The 17,423-nt window shown below is 63.3% G+C and carries 15 protein-coding genes and 1 other RNA gene; 14 read left to right on the top strand and 2 right to left on the bottom strand.

The genetic code is table 11. From position 1 onward, the window contains the following. Positions 1-28: 28 nt before the first annotated feature. Together AC3RCM_RS22845 and AC3RCM_RS22840 are read right to left on the bottom strand one after the other, a co-directional pair. Positions 29-400 (bottom strand): YraN family protein, encoded by a 372-nt coding sequence (locus AC3RCM_RS22845; RefSeq protein ID WP_020190054.1) that lies wholly within the window; start codon positions 398-400, stop codon positions 29-31. After that, entirely contained in the window at positions 400-2,217 is a 1,818-nt protein-coding gene (locus tag AC3RCM_RS22840) for a penicillin-binding protein activator (RefSeq protein ID WP_010952444.1), read from the bottom strand. Before AC3RCM_RS22840 ends, AC3RCM_RS22845 begins: the two co-directional genes overlap by 1 nt. Positions 2,218-2,484: 267 nt before the next feature. On the opposite strand from AC3RCM_RS22840, the gene rsmI reads away from it, so the two are divergent. The 14 genes from rsmI to AC3RCM_RS22770 all read left to right on the top strand — a co-directional run bounded on the left by rsmI (position 2,485) and on the right by AC3RCM_RS22770 (position 17,421). Beyond that, a complete protein-coding gene (rsmI, locus tag AC3RCM_RS22835) occupies positions 2,485-3,279 on the top strand; it encodes a 16S rRNA (cytidine(1402)-2'-O)-methyltransferase (protein ID WP_230065380.1) in 795 nt (264 codons plus the stop codon). A 67-nt stretch (positions 3,280-3,346) separates the two neighbouring features. Next, positions 3,347-3,722: RNase P RNA component class A (rnpB, locus tag AC3RCM_RS22830), an RNA gene on the top strand. Between the two features lie 308 nt (positions 3,723-4,030). Next, positions 4,031-4,486: a division/cell wall cluster transcriptional repressor MraZ gene (gene mraZ, locus AC3RCM_RS22825; protein ID WP_004575120.1), complete on the top strand. Its 456-nt coding sequence runs from the start codon at positions 4,031-4,033 to the stop codon at positions 4,484-4,486. After that, positions 4,483-5,430: a 16S rRNA (cytosine(1402)-N(4))-methyltransferase RsmH gene (gene rsmH / locus AC3RCM_RS22820; RefSeq protein WP_014592285.1), complete on the top strand. Its 948-nt coding sequence runs from the start codon at positions 4,483-4,485 to the stop codon at positions 5,428-5,430. Before mraZ ends, rsmH begins: the two co-directional genes overlap by 4 nt. Continuing rightward, positions 5,427-5,720, top strand: coding sequence for a cell division protein FtsL (ftsL, locus tag AC3RCM_RS22815; protein WP_010952448.1), 294 nt, complete (start codon positions 5,427-5,429; stop codon positions 5,718-5,720). Before rsmH ends, ftsL begins: the two co-directional genes overlap by 4 nt. Next, complete coding sequence (locus tag AC3RCM_RS22810; protein WP_162490564.1) at positions 5,720-7,465, top strand: peptidoglycan D,D-transpeptidase FtsI family protein; 1,746 nt, start codon at positions 5,720-5,722, stop codon at positions 7,463-7,465. The genes ftsL and AC3RCM_RS22810 overlap by 1 nt, the downstream gene beginning before the upstream one ends. Then, entirely contained in the window at positions 7,462-8,952 is a 1,491-nt protein-coding gene (locus AC3RCM_RS22805) for a UDP-N-acetylmuramoyl-L-alanyl-D-glutamate--2,6-diaminopimelate ligase (protein WP_177410007.1), read from the top strand. Before AC3RCM_RS22810 ends, AC3RCM_RS22805 begins: the two co-directional genes overlap by 4 nt. After that, positions 8,945-10,312 carry a UDP-N-acetylmuramoyl-tripeptide--D-alanyl-D-alanine ligase gene (locus AC3RCM_RS22800; RefSeq protein WP_198748293.1) on the top strand — a complete coding sequence of 456 codons (1,368 nt, stop codon included), beginning with the start codon at positions 8,945-8,947 and terminating at the stop codon, positions 10,310-10,312. Before AC3RCM_RS22805 ends, AC3RCM_RS22800 begins: the two co-directional genes overlap by 8 nt. Then, positions 10,312-11,394, top strand: a complete 1,083-nt coding sequence (gene mraY / locus AC3RCM_RS22795) for a phospho-N-acetylmuramoyl-pentapeptide-transferase (protein WP_003251852.1) — start codon at positions 10,312-10,314, stop codon at positions 11,392-11,394. The genes AC3RCM_RS22800 and mraY overlap by 1 nt, the downstream gene beginning before the upstream one ends. A gap of 6 nt (positions 11,395-11,400) precedes the next feature. Continuing rightward, positions 11,401-12,747: a UDP-N-acetylmuramoyl-L-alanine--D-glutamate ligase gene (gene murD, locus AC3RCM_RS22790; RefSeq protein WP_064491343.1), complete on the top strand. Its 1,347-nt coding sequence runs from the start codon at positions 11,401-11,403 to the stop codon at positions 12,745-12,747. Next, complete coding sequence (gene ftsW, locus AC3RCM_RS22785; RefSeq protein WP_020190051.1) at positions 12,744-13,958, top strand: putative lipid II flippase FtsW; 1,215 nt, start codon at positions 12,744-12,746, stop codon at positions 13,956-13,958. The genes murD and ftsW overlap by 4 nt, the downstream gene beginning before the upstream one ends. Then, entirely contained in the window at positions 13,948-15,027 is a 1,080-nt protein-coding gene (gene murG, locus AC3RCM_RS22780; RefSeq protein WP_492629153.1) for an undecaprenyldiphospho-muramoylpentapeptide beta-N-acetylglucosaminyltransferase, read from the top strand. Before ftsW ends, murG begins: the two co-directional genes overlap by 11 nt. Continuing rightward, positions 15,020-16,468 carry a UDP-N-acetylmuramate--L-alanine ligase gene (gene murC / locus AC3RCM_RS22775; RefSeq protein ID WP_010952455.1) on the top strand — a complete coding sequence of 483 codons (1,449 nt, stop codon included), beginning with the start codon at positions 15,020-15,022 and terminating at the stop codon, positions 16,466-16,468. The genes murG and murC overlap by 8 nt, the downstream gene beginning before the upstream one ends. Then, positions 16,465-17,421 (top strand): D-alanine--D-alanine ligase, encoded by a 957-nt coding sequence (locus tag AC3RCM_RS22770; protein ID WP_020192745.1) that lies wholly within the window; start codon positions 16,465-16,467, stop codon positions 17,419-17,421. The genes murC and AC3RCM_RS22770 overlap by 4 nt, the downstream gene beginning before the upstream one ends. The last annotated feature ends 2 nt before the right edge of the window (positions 17,422-17,423 follow it).

Genomic DNA, 17,423 nt, shown 5'->3' with positions numbered 1-17,423 from the left:
TACATAGAGCAAAAAAAACGAAGTGGGTTCAGCATTCGAAGGCGTTTTTCAGCCATTGAAGCGGTCTGCCTGCATGGTGGCTACCCTGCAGGGCGACCACGTCGAAGCGGCAGGGGTAGTTGCCCCAGTGGGCCTCCTTCTGCAGGAACAGGGTGGCGGCAAGCACCAACCGTTTCTGCTTGCGCCCGTCGATACTGTCGAGAGCGCCTCCGAAGCCCGCGTGCAACCGGTAGCGGACTTCGACGAATACTACTGTATCGGCGTCGAGCATGACCAGATCAAGCTCACCGCCTTTGCATCGCCAGTTGCGTGCCAGCAACTGCAGCCCTTGCCCCTGAAGGTACTCAAGGGCTTGGGTTTCTGCCGCTTGCCCGGCACGGGTAGGCGATGCTGCGGCCATCAACGCACGGTGTCAGGCAGGCGCTTGACCTGGCCGCCGCTAAACTCGGCCCAAGGCAGCTGGCGTTCGACGCGCTGGTTGGCATTGATGCTCAGGCTGCCCGAAAGGCCAAGGACGCGGTTGTCCGGTAGCGCTTTCAGTTGGCCCAGGCGCGGCGCCAGGCTGTAGGCATCGACGCCCATGGCATACAGGCGGCCGAGGCTGCCAGCGGCTTGCGGCCACTGCTGTACAACCTGTTGACGCAGGCTGTTGCTGGTGTCGAGCAGCCACGGTGTTTCGCAGAAGCGGATGCCGTTCATGTCATTGTACTGGTTGATGTCACCGCTGGCGCTGTACAGGTTCGAGGTGGCATAGACCGGCACATCACCTGCGTATTGGAAGTTCAGGGTCGGCTTGATCTGTTGCGCCTGTTGTGGGGTCGAGGCGAGGAAGATGAAGTCGATGTCCTGGCGGCGCGACGGTTGTGCAGCGATGCTGCCGCCCACCGTGCTTTGCAGGCTCTTGGCGCGGCCTTCGCTCTGGCGCAGCTGGAACAGGTCGGCAATTTGCTGGGCCAGGGCGACCGGCTGGGCGATGCGCTCGGCGGCGAGCAGGGTTCCGCCATTGCCTTCCCAGTCCTGGCGGAAGGCGGCCAGGACACGGTCACCCCATTCGCCGCTCGGCACCAGGGCAACGGCGCGGACCATGCCATCGGCGCGGGCGCGGCGGGCCACTTCGCGGGCTTCGTCCTCGGCAGCCAGGCCGAACTGGAACAGTTGTGGCGGCGCCTTCTGGCCAGCGTCGGCGTAGTTCAGGGCCAGCGTGGTAATCGGCAGCTGTGGTTTGGCGGCCAGTTGTTTGACCAGCGGCTTTTCAAGCGGGCCGATGACCAGTTGCACGCCGGCGGCTTGCGCCTGGCGATAGAAGTCGTCCAGCGAGCCGATGCGTGAGCTGTCGAACACCTGCACCGCAGGCGCTGGCTGGCCGCTTTGCTGGGCCTGGAAGTGGGCGGCCATGAAGCCATCGCGCAGGGCGCGGGCTACACCGGCCAGCGGGCCTTCCTGAGGCAGCAGCAGGGCGATCTTGGTCAGCGGCTGGCTGGCCAGCTCCTTGAGCTTGGTCAGGGCCAGCGGCAGTTGCTGGGCGGCAGGGTGGTCCGGGTGCTGTTTGACCCAGGCTTCGATGGCCGCTTGCTGCTGCTCCAGGGTGCCGGCGCTTTTCACGGCGAAGGCCAGGCTGGTCCAGCCAGCCAGGGTCTGATCGTTGGTTGGCTGCTGCAGTTGCTCTGCAGGCAGCGAGGCGACCAAGGCCCAGATGGCGTCATTGTTGGTGCTGGCGGCCTGGCCGCCAAGCAGCGGGGCCAGCAGAATGCGCTGCTGTGCAGCAGCCAGGGCCTGGCCATCGGCTTCGAGCGCGGCGGCGTGCACACTGTAGGTGCGCGCTTGCAGGTCTGCCGGCAGTTCGGCGAGGCGCTGCAGGCTGGGGTGGGCCAGGGCGGTCAGCGCTGCCTTGGGCTGGTTGCGGCTCATGGCCAGCTCGGCCGCGAGGGTGCTGGCGAACACTTGCTGGGCCGGCTTGAGCGTGTCCAGCGGGACCTGCTCGAGAATGCGTGCGGCGCGTGGGAAGTCCTTCTGCTTGTAGGCCAGGTCGGCCGCGCTCAGGCGCAGCAGCGCGGCGTCTTCCGCAGACTTGCTGGAAGCGGCCTTTTCGAGCAGTTGCTCGATGCTGGCGTCCGGGGTGCGTGGTAGTTCGCCCAGGCTGGATGAGGGCGAGCTGGCGCAGGCTGCCAGCAGGGCGGCGAGGCAGAGGGCTGTGAGCAGCCGCAGGCAAGCGATCATGTAAAGGTCCTGTTACTCGATCAAGTTGGCCGGCAATTGTACCCAAGCACTGGCCGGGGCGCGATGTTGCTGTGTCGATCCTTCACTATAGGTGGCGTGTTCCTGATCGCCGGCGAAGTTCTTTGCGCCCTGTTGCAGGCGCTCGGGCTACAATGGCGCCTTTGATCCGAATGACAGGTGTGCGCAGTGACTGATGTGGCAGGGGCTTCGAAATCCACGGTGGGGACGCTGTATGTGGTGGCAACCCCCATCGGCAACCTTGACGACATGAGCGCCCGGGCGCTGAAGGTGCTGGCGGACGTGGCGCTGATCGCCGCCGAAGACACCCGTCATTCGATCCGCCTGCTGCAACACTTTGGCATCGATACGCCGTTGGCCGCTTGTCATGAGCACAACGAGCGTGACGAGGGCGGGCGTTTTCTCTCCAAACTGCTGGCGGGTGAAAATGTGGCGCTGGTCTCCGATGCCGGCACGCCTCTGATTTCCGACCCGGGCTATCACCTGGTGCGTCAGGCGCGGGCCGCGGGGGTGAGCGTGGTGCCAGTGCCGGGCGCCTGTGCCTTGATCGCCGCGCTATCGGCGGCGGGCCTGCCGTCGGACCGCTTCATCTTCGAAGGCTTCCTGCCGGCCAAGCAGGCAGGGCGTCGTGCGCGCCTGGAGCAGGTGAGGGAAGAGCCGCGCACGTTGATCTTCTACGAAGCCCCGCATCGAATCCTGGAATGTCTTGAAGACATGGAGGCGGTATTTGGTGGCGATCGTCCGGCGTTGCTGGCGCGCGAACTGACCAAGACCTTCGAGACCCTGAAGGGCTTGCCGCTGGCCGAGTTGCGCGCCTTCGTAGCCGGCGACAGCAATCAGCAGCGTGGTGAATGCGTGGTGCTGGTCGGCGGCTGGAGTGCGCCGGAGGGCGAGCAGGCCATCAGTGCCGAAGCGCAGCGCGTGCTCGATCTGCTATTGGCTGAGTTGCCACTGAAGCGGGCGGCGGCGCTTGCAGCGGAAATTACCGGGGTGCGCAAGAACCTGTTGTATCAACTGGCCCTTGAAAAGCAGAAAGCCGAATAGTGGCAGTTTGATATAAATGCCGTTAGCGCTTGTTCTTGCGCCCGCGTGTCGGTAACCTTGGCGGCGGAGAGTCGATCGGACAGTCGCTGCCTGTTTTTGTTCCGCAACTTTTTGTTGTGTGAGCAGCAGGGGGAGGAAAGTCCGGGCTCCACAGGGCGGAGTGCCAGGTAACGCCTGGGAGGCGTGAGCCTACGGAAAGTGCCACAGAAAATAACCGCCTAAGCACTTCGGTGCCGGTAAGGGTGAAAAGGTGCGGTAAGAGCGCACCGCACGGCTGGCAACAGTTCGTGGCTAGGTAAACCCCACTCGGAGCAAGACCAAATAGGGTTCCATCAGGCGTGGCCCGCGTCGGAACCGGGTAGGTTGCTAGAGGCGTCCAGTGATGGCCGTCGTAGAGGAATGACTGTCCTCGACAAAACCCGGCTTACAGATCGACTCTCCACCTTTCTTTCCCTGCTTGAATCGATAGCAGATCCTCTCTGGTAATACCGAAAAAATCTTACTCTTAATAAATTACTTTAACTTCGAACTCCATTCGCTTGCGTGGGTTTGATTTTTCTCGTGTTTTTTTCTCTCTGGCAGTCCTTCCACATTCCCTTGTTGCGCTAAATCTCGGTCCTGTAAGGCTTTTCCTTATGAACGTGCCTTGACGGTGCTGCGGGCGGATTCCTATAGTGTGCGCAAGTGGCAGAAAGTGGGATGAAGTGGGTTTTCTGACACAAAAAAGCTAACATTGTGGGGAATCACAGCCGTGTTCCGCGGAGCCAACGCCGTCAGCCTCGATGCCAAGGGCCGTCTCGCCATGCCGAGTCGGTACCGTGACGAGCTCGACTCACGTTGCAATGGCCAACTGATCGTGACCATTGACGCCGTAGACCCCTGCTTGTGTGTTTATCCCCTCGATGAGTGGGAACAGATAGAAGCCAAGTTGCGTGCCTTGCCATCGTTGCGTGAGGAAAACCGCCGCCTCCAGCGTTTGCTGATTGGTAATGCGGTTGACCTGGAGCTCGATGGCAGTGGGCGTTTCCTGGTGCCGCCCCGCCTGCGTGAGTACGCCAAGCTCGACAAGAAGGCGATGCTGGTGGGGCAACTGAACAAATTCCAGCTGTGGGATGAAGATGCCTGGAACGCGGTTTCGGCAGCTGACCTTGCAGCTATTCAACAACCGGGCGCCATGCCCGACGAATTGCGTGACCTGATCCTGTGACCATAGATAGCGGCTTCAACCACATTACCGTCCTGCTCGACGAAGCTGTCGAGGCATTGGCCCTGCGCGCCGACGGTTGCTATCTGGACGGCACTTTCGGCCGGGGCGGACACAGCCGTCTGATACTCAGCAAGCTCGGGCCGCAAGGTCGGCTCTTGGGCTTCGACAAAGATCCACAAGCGATTGCCACGGGGCAAGCGCTGGCGGCCGAAGACGGCCGCTTTGTCATTGTGCAGCGCAGTTTTGCCGAGCTGGGTGCAGAAGTGGCAGCACGCGGCCTGCACGGCAAGGTCAGTGGTGTGTTGCTGGACCTGGGCGTGTCCTCGCCGCAGCTGGATGACCCGGAGCGTGGCTTCAGCTTCCTCAATGATGGCCCGCTGGACATGCGCATGAACCCGGACCAGGGCATCAGTGCCGCTGAGTTCATCGCCACTGCGCCCGTGGAAGAAATCGCCCGCGTCTTCAAGGAGTACGGCGAAGAGCGCTTTGCCGGGCGAATGGCGCGTGCAGTGGTCGAGCGCCGTGAGAAGCAGCCCTTCACCCGTACCGCCGACCTGGCGGAGGTGCTCAAAGTGGCCAACCCGGCATGGGAAAAGGGCAAGAACCCGGCTACCCGTGCCTTCCAGGGCCTTCGCATTCACGTCAACAACGAGCTGGGTGACCTGGAGGCCGGTCTTGAGGCTGCGCTCGATGCGCTCGAAGTCGGTGGTCGCCTGGCGGTCATCAGTTTCCACTCGCTGGAAGATCGTATCGTCAAGCTGTTCATGCGAAAGCTGGTGAAGGGTGAGGCCGACAACCTGCCGCGTAACCTGCCGGTTCAGCACAAGGCCTTCGAGCCGAAAATCAAGCTGATCGGCAAGGCTCAGTTCGCCTCCGAGGCCGAGCTCAAGGCCAACCCGCGGTCGCGTAGCGCCGTGATGCGCGTGGCGGAGAAGCTGCGGTGAGCAGGCTACTTGCCAAACCCTTGCCAGGCGGAAGCTTCCTGATGCTTTTGCTGTTCGTCGGCGTGTTGGTTTCGGCCATTGCCGTGTCCTACAGTGCGCACTGGAACCGTCAACTGCTCAACACCCTGTACGGTGAATTGAACGAGCGCGACAAGGCTCAGGCCGAATGGGGTCGGCTGATTCTTGAGCAGAGTACCTGGACCGCTGCCAGCCGCATCGAGAACCTGGCCTCCGAGCAGTTGAAGATGCGCGTGCCGTCAGCTGACGAAGTCCGGATGGTGGCGCCATGATGAAGCTCGAAGGCGCACTCTACCCGTGGCGCTTCCGCGTAGTGATCGGCTTGCTGGCGATCATGGTCGGCGCCATTTGCTGGCGCATCATCGACCTCCAGGTGGTTGACCGTGACTTCCTCAAGGGCCAGGGCGATGCACGCAGCCTGCGTCACATCCCCATCCCGGCGCACCGCGGCTTGATCACCGATCGCAACGGTGAGCCGTTGGCCGTGAGTACCCCGGTCACCACGTTGTGGGCCAACCCCAAAGAGATGCAGGCCTCCAAGGAGCGCTGGCCGCAATTGGCCGCTGCGCTGGGGCAAAACCCGCAGCAGTTGATCGAGCGCCTGACCCAGCAGGCCAACAAAGAGTTCATCTACCTGGTCCGGGGGCTGACCCCCGAGCAGGGCCAGCACGTGCTCGACCTCAAAGTGCCTGGTGTGTACGGACTGGAAGAATTCCGCCGCTTCTATCCGGCCGGTGATGTGACTGCGCACATGGTCGGCTTTACCGACCTCGACGACCACGGTCGTGAAGGGGTGGAGCTGGCCTATGAAGAGTGGCTGGCCGGCGTGCCCGGCAAGCGCCAGGTGATCAAGGACCGGCGCGGTCGGCTGATCAAGGACATTCAGGTAACCAAGAACGCCAAGGCCGGGAAGACCTTGGCGTTGTCGATAGACCTGCGCCTGCAGTACCTGGCTACCCGCGAGTTGCGCAACGCCATTGCCGAACAGGACGCCAAGGCCGGCAGCCTGGTGATCATGGACGTCAAGACCGGTGAGGTCCTGGCCATGGTCAACCAGCCGACCTACAACCCCAACAACCGCCGTAGCATGTTCCCGGCGGCCATGCGTAACCGGGCGATCATCGACGTGTTCGAGCCGGGCTCAACGGTCAAGCCGATCTCCATGAGTGCGGCGCTGCAGAGTGGCCGCTGGAAGCCGACCGACAAGGTCGAGGTGTACCCTGGCAGCCTGCAGATCGGCCGCTACACCATCAAGGACGTGTCGCGCAGCGAGGGCCCGATTCTTGATTTGACCGGCATCCTGATCAACTCCAGTAACGTTGGCATGAGCAAGATCGCCTTCGACATCGGCGGCGAGGCCATCTACCGGGTCATGTCCCAGGTCGGCCTGGGTCAGTACACCGGCCTTGGCTTCCCGGGCGAACGTGTCGGCAACCTGCCCAACCACCGTGAGTGGCGCAAGGCCGAGACCGCCACCCTGTCCTATGGCTACGGCGTATCGGTGACCGCCCTGCAGCTGGTGCATGCCTACGCGGCGCTGGCCAACGACGGCAAGATGGTGCCGCTGTCGATCATCAAGGTCGACAAGACGCCGGAAGCCGTGCAGGCCATTCCGAAGGAAGTCGCCGAAACCGTTCAGGGCATGCTGCAGCAGGTGATCGAAGCGCCGCGTGGCGTCTTCCGAGCCCAGGTGCCGTTCTATCACGTGGCCGGCAAGTCCGGCACCGCGCGTAAGGCCACCGTGGGTGCCAAGGGATACACCGAAAACGCCTACCGCTCGCTGTTCGCCGGCTTCGGGCCAATGAGCGACCCGCGCTACGCCATCGTCGTGGTCATCGACGAGCCAAGAAAGGGTGGTTACTTCGGTGGCCTGGTTTCGGCGCCCGTATTCAGCAACGTCATGTCCGGCACCCTGCGCCTGATGAACGTGCCGCCAGACAACCTGCCGCCACCTGCACCAGCACCAGCCGTGCCATCACAAGTCAATGCAGCAGCCGCCAAGGGAGGGCGTGGATGATGACAATGCCATTAAGCAAACTTTTCGCCCATGCCAGCCGTGATCCGTTGATTCGCGAGCTGACCCTGGACAGCCGTAGTGTGCGCCCGGGTGACTTGTTCCTGGCGGTGCCGGGTGCCAAGGTCGATGGCCGCGAGCATATCGCCGATGCCCTGGCCCGTGGTGCTGCTGCCGTGGCCTATGAAGAGCAGGGCGCCAACGTGCTGCCGCTGACCGATGTGCCCCTGATTCCGGTCAAAGGCCTGATCGCTCAGCTGTCAGATATCGCCGGGCGCTTCTACGGTGAACCGAGCCGCCAGTTGAATCTGGTCGGCGTGACCGGCACCAACGGCAAGACAAGTGTTACCCAACTGGTCGCCCAGGCGCTCGACCTGCTTGGCCAGCGCTGCGGCCTGATTGGCACCCTGGGTACCGGTTTCTACGGCGAGTTGCAGAGCGGCCGCCTGACCACGCCGGACCCGATTGCCGTGCAATCGACCCTCAACGACCTCAAGAAAGGCGGCGCCAGGGCCGTGGCCATGGAAGTGTCTTCCCATGCCCTGGAGCAAGGCCGGGTTGCCGCACTGGAATTCGACATCGCGGTGATGACCAACCTGTCCCGCGACCACCTCGACTATCACGGCAGCATGCAAGCCTATGAGGCCGCCAAGGCCAAGCTGTTCGCCTGGCCGAGCCTGCGTTGCCAGGTGGTCAACCTGGATGACGGGTTTGGTCGTCGTCTGGCCGCCGACTTCGCGCGTCGCCCGAGTGTCGACCATATCGAAACCCGGCTGCTGAGCTACAGCCTGGAAAGCCCAGAGGCCTCGTTGTTCTGCCGCGAAGCTGTGTTCAGTGACGATGGCGTGCGCGCCACGATCGTCACTGCCCAAGGTGAGCGTATCTTGCGCAGCCAGCTGCTGGGCCGCTTCAACCTGAGCAACATGCTTGCCGCTGTGGCGACCCTGCTGGCGCTGGACTATGCGCTGGACGAGATCCTCAAGGTCACGCCGCAACTGCAGGGGCCGGTAGGCCGCATGCAGCGCCTGGGTGGCGGCGACAAGCCGCTGGTGGTGGTCGACTACGCGCACACACCGGATGCACTTGAAAAAGTACTCGAGGCCCTGCGCCCGCACGCTCATGGCAAGTTGTTGTGCCTGTTCGGCTGCGGCGGTGACCGTGATCGCGGCAAGCGCCCGCTGATGGCCGAAGTGGCCGAGCGCCTGGCCGACCGCGTACTGGTCACCGACGACAACCCGCGTACTGAAGATCCGTTGCGCATCTTCGATGATATCCGCCCCGGTTTCACCAGGCCTGACGACGTCGAGTTCGTGGCCGGCCGTGGCGAAGCCATCGCGCACCTGATTGCCACCGCTGCTGCCAACGATGTGATCGTGCTGGCCGGCAAGGGGCACGAGGATTACCAGGAGATCAATGGCGAGCGCCATGATTTCTCCGATTTGACCGAAGCCGAAAAGGCACTTGCAGCCTGGGAGGCTCCACATGCTTAAGCCGCTGTCACTCAGCCAGCTGACCACAGCACTGAAGGGTCAACACATCGGTGACGACGCCACGTTCACCGGCGTCAGCATCGATAGCCGCAGTGTCAGCGCCGGGCAACTTTTCGTCGCCCTGGCCGGCCCGCGTTTCGATGGCCATGACTACCTGGCAGATGTGAAAGCCAAAGGCGCAGTAGCCGCCCTGGTCGAGCGTGAAGTAGCCGATGTCGACCTGCCGCAGTTGCAGGTGGCCGATTGCCGCCTGGCCCTTGGCCAGCTCGGTGCTTTGAATCGCGCCGCTTTCGACAAGCCGGTGGTGGCCATTACCGGTTCCAGCGGCAAGACCACGGTCAAGGAAATGCTCGCCAGCATCCTGCGTACCCGTGGCCTGGTGCACGCCACCCGCGGCAACTTGAACAATGACCTCGGTGCACCGCTGACACTGCTGGAGATCGCCCCGGAACACAGCGCGGCAGTGATCGAGCTGGGCGCCTCGCGCATTGGCGAAATCCGCTACACCGTAGGCCTGACGCAACCGCAGGTGGTCATCATCAACAACGCCGGTACTGCCCACGTTGGCGAATTCGGCGGCCCGGACAAGATCGTCGAAGCCAAGGGCGAGATTCTCGAAGGCCTGGGCCAGGGCGGTATTGCCATCCTCAACCTGGACGACAAAGCCTTTGACATCTGGAAGGCGCGGGCCGGTGCGCACGAGGTCGTCAGTTTCGCACGCAGCAACCCGAAGGCCGATTTCCACGCGTCAGACATTGGTCGCGATGCCCGTGGCTGCCCGTCCTTCACCCTGCATGGCGCCGGTGAAACGGTAGCCGTGCAACTCAATGTGCTGGGTGAACACAACGTCAGCAATGCCTTGGCCGCCGCCGCCGCTGCACATGCCGTTGGTCTGAGCCTGAGCGGCATCGCCGCCGGCCTGGCTGCGGTGCAACCGGTCAAGGGGCGCACCGTGGCGCAGATCGCGCCGAACGGGGTACGGGTAATCGACGACAGTTACAACGCAAATCCCACCTCTATGTGCGCAGCCATTGATATACTCGCCGGCTTTTCCGGACGCACCGTTCTGGTGCTTGGGGATATCGGCGAATTGGGGCAATGGGCGGAAGAAGGCCACCGTCAGGTGGGTGACTACGCGCGTGGCAAGGTCGACGCCCTGTACGCGGTGGGTTCCAACATGACACATGCGGTCAAGGCGTTCGGCGCCAATGGCCGCCATTTCGCTACTCAAGCTGAGCTGATCGATGCGGTTAGCGCCGAGAATGCCAGTGACACCACTATCTTGATCAAGGGCTCGCGCAGCGCTGCGATGGAAAACGTCGTGGCGGCATTGTGCGGTGCCAGCGGGGAGAAACATTAATGCTGCTGCTGTTGGCCGAGTATCTGCAACAGTTCCACAAAGGCTTCGCGGTCTTTCAGTACCTGTCCCTGCGCGGGATTCTTGGTGTACTGACCGCGTTGTCCCTGGCGCTGTGGCTGGGCCCCTGGATGATCCGTACCCTGCAAATTCGCCAGATCGGCCAGGCCGTGCGTAACGACGGCCCGCAATCGCACCTGTCCAAGTCCGGCACCCCGACCATGGGTGGTGCGCTGATCCTGTCGGCCATCGCCGTCAGCACCTTGCTGTGGGCCGACCTGAGCAACCGCTATGTATGGGTTGTGCTGATCGTCACCCTGGCGTTCGGTGCCATTGGCTGGGTCGATGACTACCGCAAGGTGATCGAAAAGAACTCGCGTGGCCTTCCGAGCCGCTGGAAGTACTTCTGGCAGTCGGTGTTCGGCCTGGCGGCGGCGGTGTTCCTGTACAAGACGGCGCCAACCAGCGTCGAGACCACGCTGATCCTGCCGTTCATCAAGGATGTCACCATTCCGTTGGGCGTCGGCTTCGTCGTACTGACCTACTTCGTCATTGTCGGCTCGAGCAACGCGGTCAACCTCACCGATGGCCTTGACGGCCTGGCAATCATGCCGACGGTGATGGTCGGCGGCGCGCTGGGCATCTTCTGCTACCTGTCGGGTAACGTGAAGTTCGCCGAGTACCTGTTGATCCCCTACGTGCCGGGCTCGGGCGAGCTGATCGTGTTCTGCGGCGCGCTGATCGGTGCCGGCCTGGGCTTTCTGTGGTTCAACACTTACCCGGCGCAAGTGTTCATGGGCGACGTCGGCGCGCTGGCGCTGGGCGCCGCGCTGGGCACCATCGCCGTCATCGTGCGCCAGGAAATCGTGCTGTTCATCATGGGCGGCATCTTTGTGGTGGAAACCCTGTCTGTGGTGATCCAGGTCGCCTCCTTCAAGCTGACCGGCAAGCGCGTGTTCCGCATGGCGCCGATTCATCACCACTTTGAACTCAAGGGCTGGCCAGAGCCCCGGGTGATCGTCCGATTCTGGATCATCACCGTGATCCTGGTACTGATTGGCCTTGCAACCCTGAAACTGAGGTAGATGAGCGTGTCTTTGATCGCTTCCGACCAATTCCGCATCGTTGTCGGCCTCGGCAAGAGCGGCATGTCCCTGGTTCGCTTCCTGGCGAGCCGGGGCATTGCCTTTGCGGTCGCCGATACCCGCGAGCAACCGCCGGAACTGGAAACCCTGCGCCGTGATTACCCGCAGGTGGAAGTGCGCTGTGGTGAACTGGACGTGGACTTCCTGTGCCGCGCCAACGAGCTGTACGTGAGCCCCGGCCTGGCCTTGGCCACGCCGGCCTTGCAGCAGGCGGCCGCGCGTGGCGTGAAGCTGTCTGGCGACATAGAGCTGTTTGCTCGCCATGCCAAGGCGCCGATCGTTGCCATCAGTGGTTCCAACGCCAAGAGCACCGTCACGACGCTGGTCGGTGAAATGGCCGTCAAGGCCGGCAAACGCGTGGCCGTGGGCGGTAACCTCGGTACCCCGGCGCTCGACCTGCTGGCCGATGACATCGAGCTGTACGTGCTGGAGCTTTCCAGCTTCCAGCTGGAAACCACTGATCAGCTCAACGCCGAAGTGGCGACCGTTCTGAACATCAGCGAAGACCACATGGACCGCTATAGCGGCCTTCCGGCCTACCACCTGGCCAAGCACCGGATTTTCCGCGGTGCCCGCCAGGTGGTGGTCAACCGCCAGGACGCCCTGAGCCGGCCGCTGCCGGTGGAAGGCCGTCCATGCTGGACCTTCGGCCTCAACCCGCCCGACTTCAAAGCGTTTGGCCTGCGTGAAGTGGACGGTGAGAAATACCTGGCGTTCGAGTTCCAGACGCTGATGCCGGCGCGTGAACTGAAGGTTCGCGGTGCTCACAACCAGAGCAACGCCCTGGCGGCGCTGGCCCTGGGGCATGCTGCCGGCCTGCCGTTCGAGCCCATGCTCGAGGCCCTGCGCGAGTTTGGTGGCCTGGCCCACCGTTGCCAGTGGGTACGCGAGCGTAATGGCGTGAACTGGTACGACGATTCCAAAGCCACCAACGTCGGTGCAGCCCTGGCCGCCATCGAAGGCCTGGGCGCCGATATCGAAGGCAAGTTGGTGCTGATCGCCGGTGGTGACGGCAAAGGTGCTGAATTCACTGCGCTGCGCGAGCCGGTCAAGCGTTTCTGCCGCGCCGTGGTATTGCTTGGCCGTGATGCCGAGCGCCTGGCCGAGGCCTTGGGCGATGCCGTGCCACTGGTTCGGGTCAAGACCCTTGACGATGCCGTACAGCAGTGTGCCGAGCTCGCCCAGGCCGGCGATGCCGTGCTGCTGTCGCCAGCATGCGCCAGCCTCGACATGTTCAAGAACTTCGAGGAACGGGGACGCCTGTTCGCCCAGGCAGCGGGAGGTCTTGCATGATCTTCGGCATCTTCAAACCCTACCCGTCGCCGCTGATCAGCGGCCGTGGCATCGACCTGGACTTCCCGATGCTCGCCGGTTGCCTGGCCTTGCTGGGCCTGGGCCTGGTGATGATCACTTCGGCCTCCTCGGAAGTGGCTGCGGTACAGTCCGGCAACCCGCTGTATCACATGTTCCGCCACCTGGTGTACGTGTTCCTTGGCCTGGTGGCCTGTGGTGCAACCATCCTGGTGCCGATCGCCACTTGGCAGCGCATGGGCTTCATGATGCTGCTTGGCGCTTTCGGCTTGCTGGTACTGGTGCTGGTGCCGGGTATCGGCCGTGAGGTCAACGGCTCCATGCGCTGGATCGGTTTCAGCTTCTTCAACGTGCAGCCTTCGGAAATCGCCAAGGTGTTCGTGGTCATCTACCTGGCCGGCTACCTGGTACGCCGACAGACCGAGGTGCGCGAAACCTGGATGGGCTTCTTCAAGCCGTTCATCGTGCTGCTGCCCATGGCCGCCTTGCTGCTGATGGAGCCGGACTTCGGCGCCACGGTGGTGATGATGGGCGCGGCGGCGGCCATGTTGTTTTTAGGAGGGGTGGGGCTGTTCCGCTTCAGCCTGATGGTGGTGCTGGCGGTGCTGGCGGTATTTGTCCTGGTGCAGGCGCAGCCCTACCGGATGGCGCGGCTTATTACGTTCACCGACCCCTGGGCCGATCAGTTCGGCTCGGGCTACCAGCTGACCCAGGCACTGATCGCCTTCGGCCGTGGCGAGTGGCTGGGCGTTGGCCTGGGCAACAGCGTGCAGAAGCAGTTCTACCTGCCTGAAGCGCACACCGACTTCGTGTTCTCGGTCCTGGCGGAAGAACTGGGCGTGGTCGGCTCGCTGCTGACCGTCGCGCTGTTCGTGTTTGTCACCGTGCGCGCCCTGTACATCGGCCTGTGGGCCGAAAAAGCCAAACAGTTCTTTGCCGCCTACATGGCGTTCGGCCTGGCTTTCCTGTGGATTGGCCAGTTCCTGATCAATATCGGTGTGAATGTCGGCCTGCTGCCGACCAAGGGCCTGACCCTGCCGTTTCTCAGTTACGGGGGGAGCTCGCTGGTGATCTGCTGCGCCTGCGTGGGCCTGTTGCTGCGCATCGAATGGGAGAGCCGCACGCACCTGGGCAGTGAGGAGCACGAATTCAGCGAAAGCGATTTTGCCGAGGAGACCAGTCATGGCCGCTGAAGGCAATAATGTGTTGATCATGGCCGGCGGCACCGGGGGGCACGTGTTCCCGGCGCTGGCCTGCGCCCGTGAGTTCCAGGCGCGCGGTTACAGCGTGCACTGGCTGGGCACCCCGCGTGGCATCGAGAACGAGCTGGTGCCGCAGGCGGGTTTGCCATTGCATCTGATTCAGGTCAGCGGCTTGCGCGGCAAGGGCAAGCTGTCGTTGCTCAAGGCGCCTTTCACCCTGGTCAAGGCAGTGCTGCAGGCACGGCGCATCATTCGCCAGCTCAAGCCCGTATGTGTCCTGGGCTTTGGCGGCTATGTGACCGGCCCCGGCGGCGTGGCCGCGCGGCTGTGCGGCGTGCCACTGGTGATCCATGAGCAGAACGCCAGGGCCGGTACCGCCAATCGGTTGCTGGTGCCACTCTCGGCGCGGGTCTGCGAAGCTTTCCCGAACACCTTCGAGGCCAGCGACAAACGTCGCACCACCGGCAACCCGGTGCGTCCGGAGCTCTTCATGGACGCGCAACGCACGCCTTTGGGCGAGCGCCGCGCACGCCTGTTGGTGCTGGGGGGCAGCCTGGGTGCGGAACCATTGAACAAATTGTTGCCTAAGGCCCTGTCCGAGGTGCCCGCGGCGCTGCGGCCAGAGGTGTTCCACCAGGCCGGCAAGCAGCACGCACCGATCACCGCCGAGCGTTATCACGAGGCGGGCGTCGCGGCTCAGGTAGAGCCTTTCATCAAAGACATGGCCCAGGCTTATGGCTGGGCCGACCTGGTGGTGTGCCGGGCCGGTGCCTTGACTGTCAGCGAACTGGCAGCAGCAGGCCTGCCTTCGATGCTGGTGCCTTTGCCCCACGCGATCGACGATCACCAGACCCACAACGCCCAATATCTGGCCCGCGAAGGCGCTGCCTTCCTGATGCCACAAGCGACAACTGGCGCAGCGCAACTCGCTGAACGCCTGAACGAGGTGCTGATGCAACCCGAGAAACTCAACGTCATGGCTGGCACCGCACGGCGCCTGGCCAAACCTGCTGCAACCAGCACCGTGGTCGATATCTGCCTGGAGGTGGCCCATGGTTGAGAGCCAGAAAGCCATGCCCCAGCCGAAGATGGGCCGTATTCGCCGCATTCACTTCGTCGGCATCGGCGGCGTGGGCATGTGCGGTATTGCCGAAGTGTTGCTGAACCTGGGTTATGAAGTGTCCGGTTCGGACCTTAAAGCCTCGCCGGTCACCGAACGCCTGGAGTCCTTCGGCGCTGAGATCTTCGTCGGCCACCGCGCCGAAAACGCTGCCACCGCCGATGTGCTGGTGGTGTCCAGCGCCATCAACCCGGCCAACCCGGAAGTTGCCACCGCCCTCGAGCGGCGCATTCCGGTGGTGCCGCGTGCCGAGATGCTCGCCGAACTGATGCGTTACCGCCATGGCGTGGCCGTTGCCGGTACTCACGGCAAGACCACCACGACCAGCCTGCTGGCTTCAGTGTTCGCCGCCGGTGGCCTGGACCCGACCTTCGTCATCGGTGGCCGCCTTACCGCTGCCGGCACCAATGCGCAGCTGGGCACCAGCCGCTACCTGATCGCTGAAGCAGACGAAAGCGATGCCAGCTTCCTGCACCTGCAGCCGATGGTGGCGGTTGTCACCAACATCGATGCCGACCACATGGCGACCTACGAAGGTGACTTCAACAAGCTGAAGAAAACCTTCGTCGAGTTCCTGCACAACCTGCCGTTCTATGGGCTGGCGGTGATGTGCCTGGACGACCCGGTGGTTCGCGAGATCCTGCCGCAGGTGAAGCGCCCGACCGTGACCTACGGCTTCAGCGAAGAGGCCGACATCCGCGCCATCAATGTGCGTCAGCAGGGCATGCAGACCCACTTCACCGTGCTGCGCCGTGACCGCGAGCCGTTGGAGGTTTCGGTGAACATGCCCGGCAACCACAACGTGCTCAACGCCCTGGCTACCATCGCCATCGCCACTGACGAAGGCATTACTGACGAGGCCATCGTCCAGGGCCTGTCCGGCTTCCAGGGTGTCGGTCGTCGCTTCCAGGTATACGGTGAACTGCCGGTCGAAGGCGGCAGTGTGATGCTGGTCGACGACTACGGTCATCACCCCACCGAAGTGGCGGCGGTGATCAAGGCTGTGCGCGGTGGCTGGCCAAGCCGCCGCCTGGTGATTGTCTACCAGCCGCACCGCTACAGCCGCACCCGCGACCTGTACGACGATTTCGTCCAAGTGCTGGGCGATGCCAACGTGCTGCTGCTGATGGAAGTCTACCCGGCCGGCGAAGAGCCGATCCCCGGTGCCGACAGCCGTCAGCTGTGCCACAGCATCCGCCAGCGCGGCAAGCTGGACCCGATCTACATCGAGCGCGGCGCCGAACTGGCACCGCTGGTCAAGCCACTGCTGCGCGCTGGCGACATCCTGCTCTGCCAGGGTGCCGGTGATGTCGGCGGCCTGGCCCCCCAGTTGATGAAAAGCCCGCTGTTCGCAGGCGCCAAGCAGGAGAAGTCGAAATGACCAGCGCCTACGACAAGCTGCACTCGACCCTGGACGTCAAGGCGTTCGGTCGCGTCGCCGTGCTGTACGGTGGCAAGAGCGCCGAGCGTGAAGTGTCGCTGAAATCCGGCGCCGCAGTGATCGATGCGCTGAGCACTGCCGGCGTCGACGTGGTTGCCATCGACGTCGGTGACGACCTGCTCGCACGCCTGCAGAGCGAGAAGATTGACCGCGCCTTCATCATCCTCCACGGCCGTGGCGGTGAAGACGGGAGCATGCAAGGTTTGCTGGAGTGCCTGGGCATCCCCTACACCGGCAGCGGCATCCTGGCTTCGGCGCTGGCGATGGACAAGCTGCGCACCAAGCAGGTGTGGCAGAGCCTGGGCATTCCCACGCCACGCCACGCGGTGCTGGCGAGCGAAAGCGATTGTTTGCAGGCCAGTACGGAACTGGGCTTCCCGCTTATCGTCAAACCCGCCCATGAAGGCTCTAGCATCGGCATGGCCAAGGTGAACAGCACCCAGGAACTGGTCGCCGCCTGGCAGGACGCCGCCAAATACGATTCCCAGGTACTGGTGGAGCAGTGGATCCACGGCCCGGAGTTCACCATCGCGGTACTGCGCGGCCAGGTGCTGCCGCCGATCGCCCTGGGTACGCCGCACGTGTTCTACGACTACGACGCCAAGTACATCGCCAACGATACCCAGTACCGCATCCCGTGCGGGCTGGATAGCGTCAAGGAACAGGAACTGATCGACCTGACCGCGCGCGCCTGCGATGCCATTGGCATCGAAGGCTGGGGGCGGCTGGACGTGATGCAGGACGAGCAGGGCCGGTTCTGGCTGCTCGAAGTCAACACCGCACCAGGCATGACAGATCATAGCCTGGTGCCCATGGCGGCCCGCGCGGCTGGCCTGGACTTCCAGCAACTGGTGCTGGCAATCCTGGCCGAAAGCGTGGCGACGCGAGGTTAATA

The sequence above is a fragment of the Pseudomonas sp. GW823-FHT05G12 genome, assembly GCF_058795575.1.
Note: the sequence above shows the minus strand (reverse complement) of the source record. Positions and strands in the feature narration are given on the sequence as shown.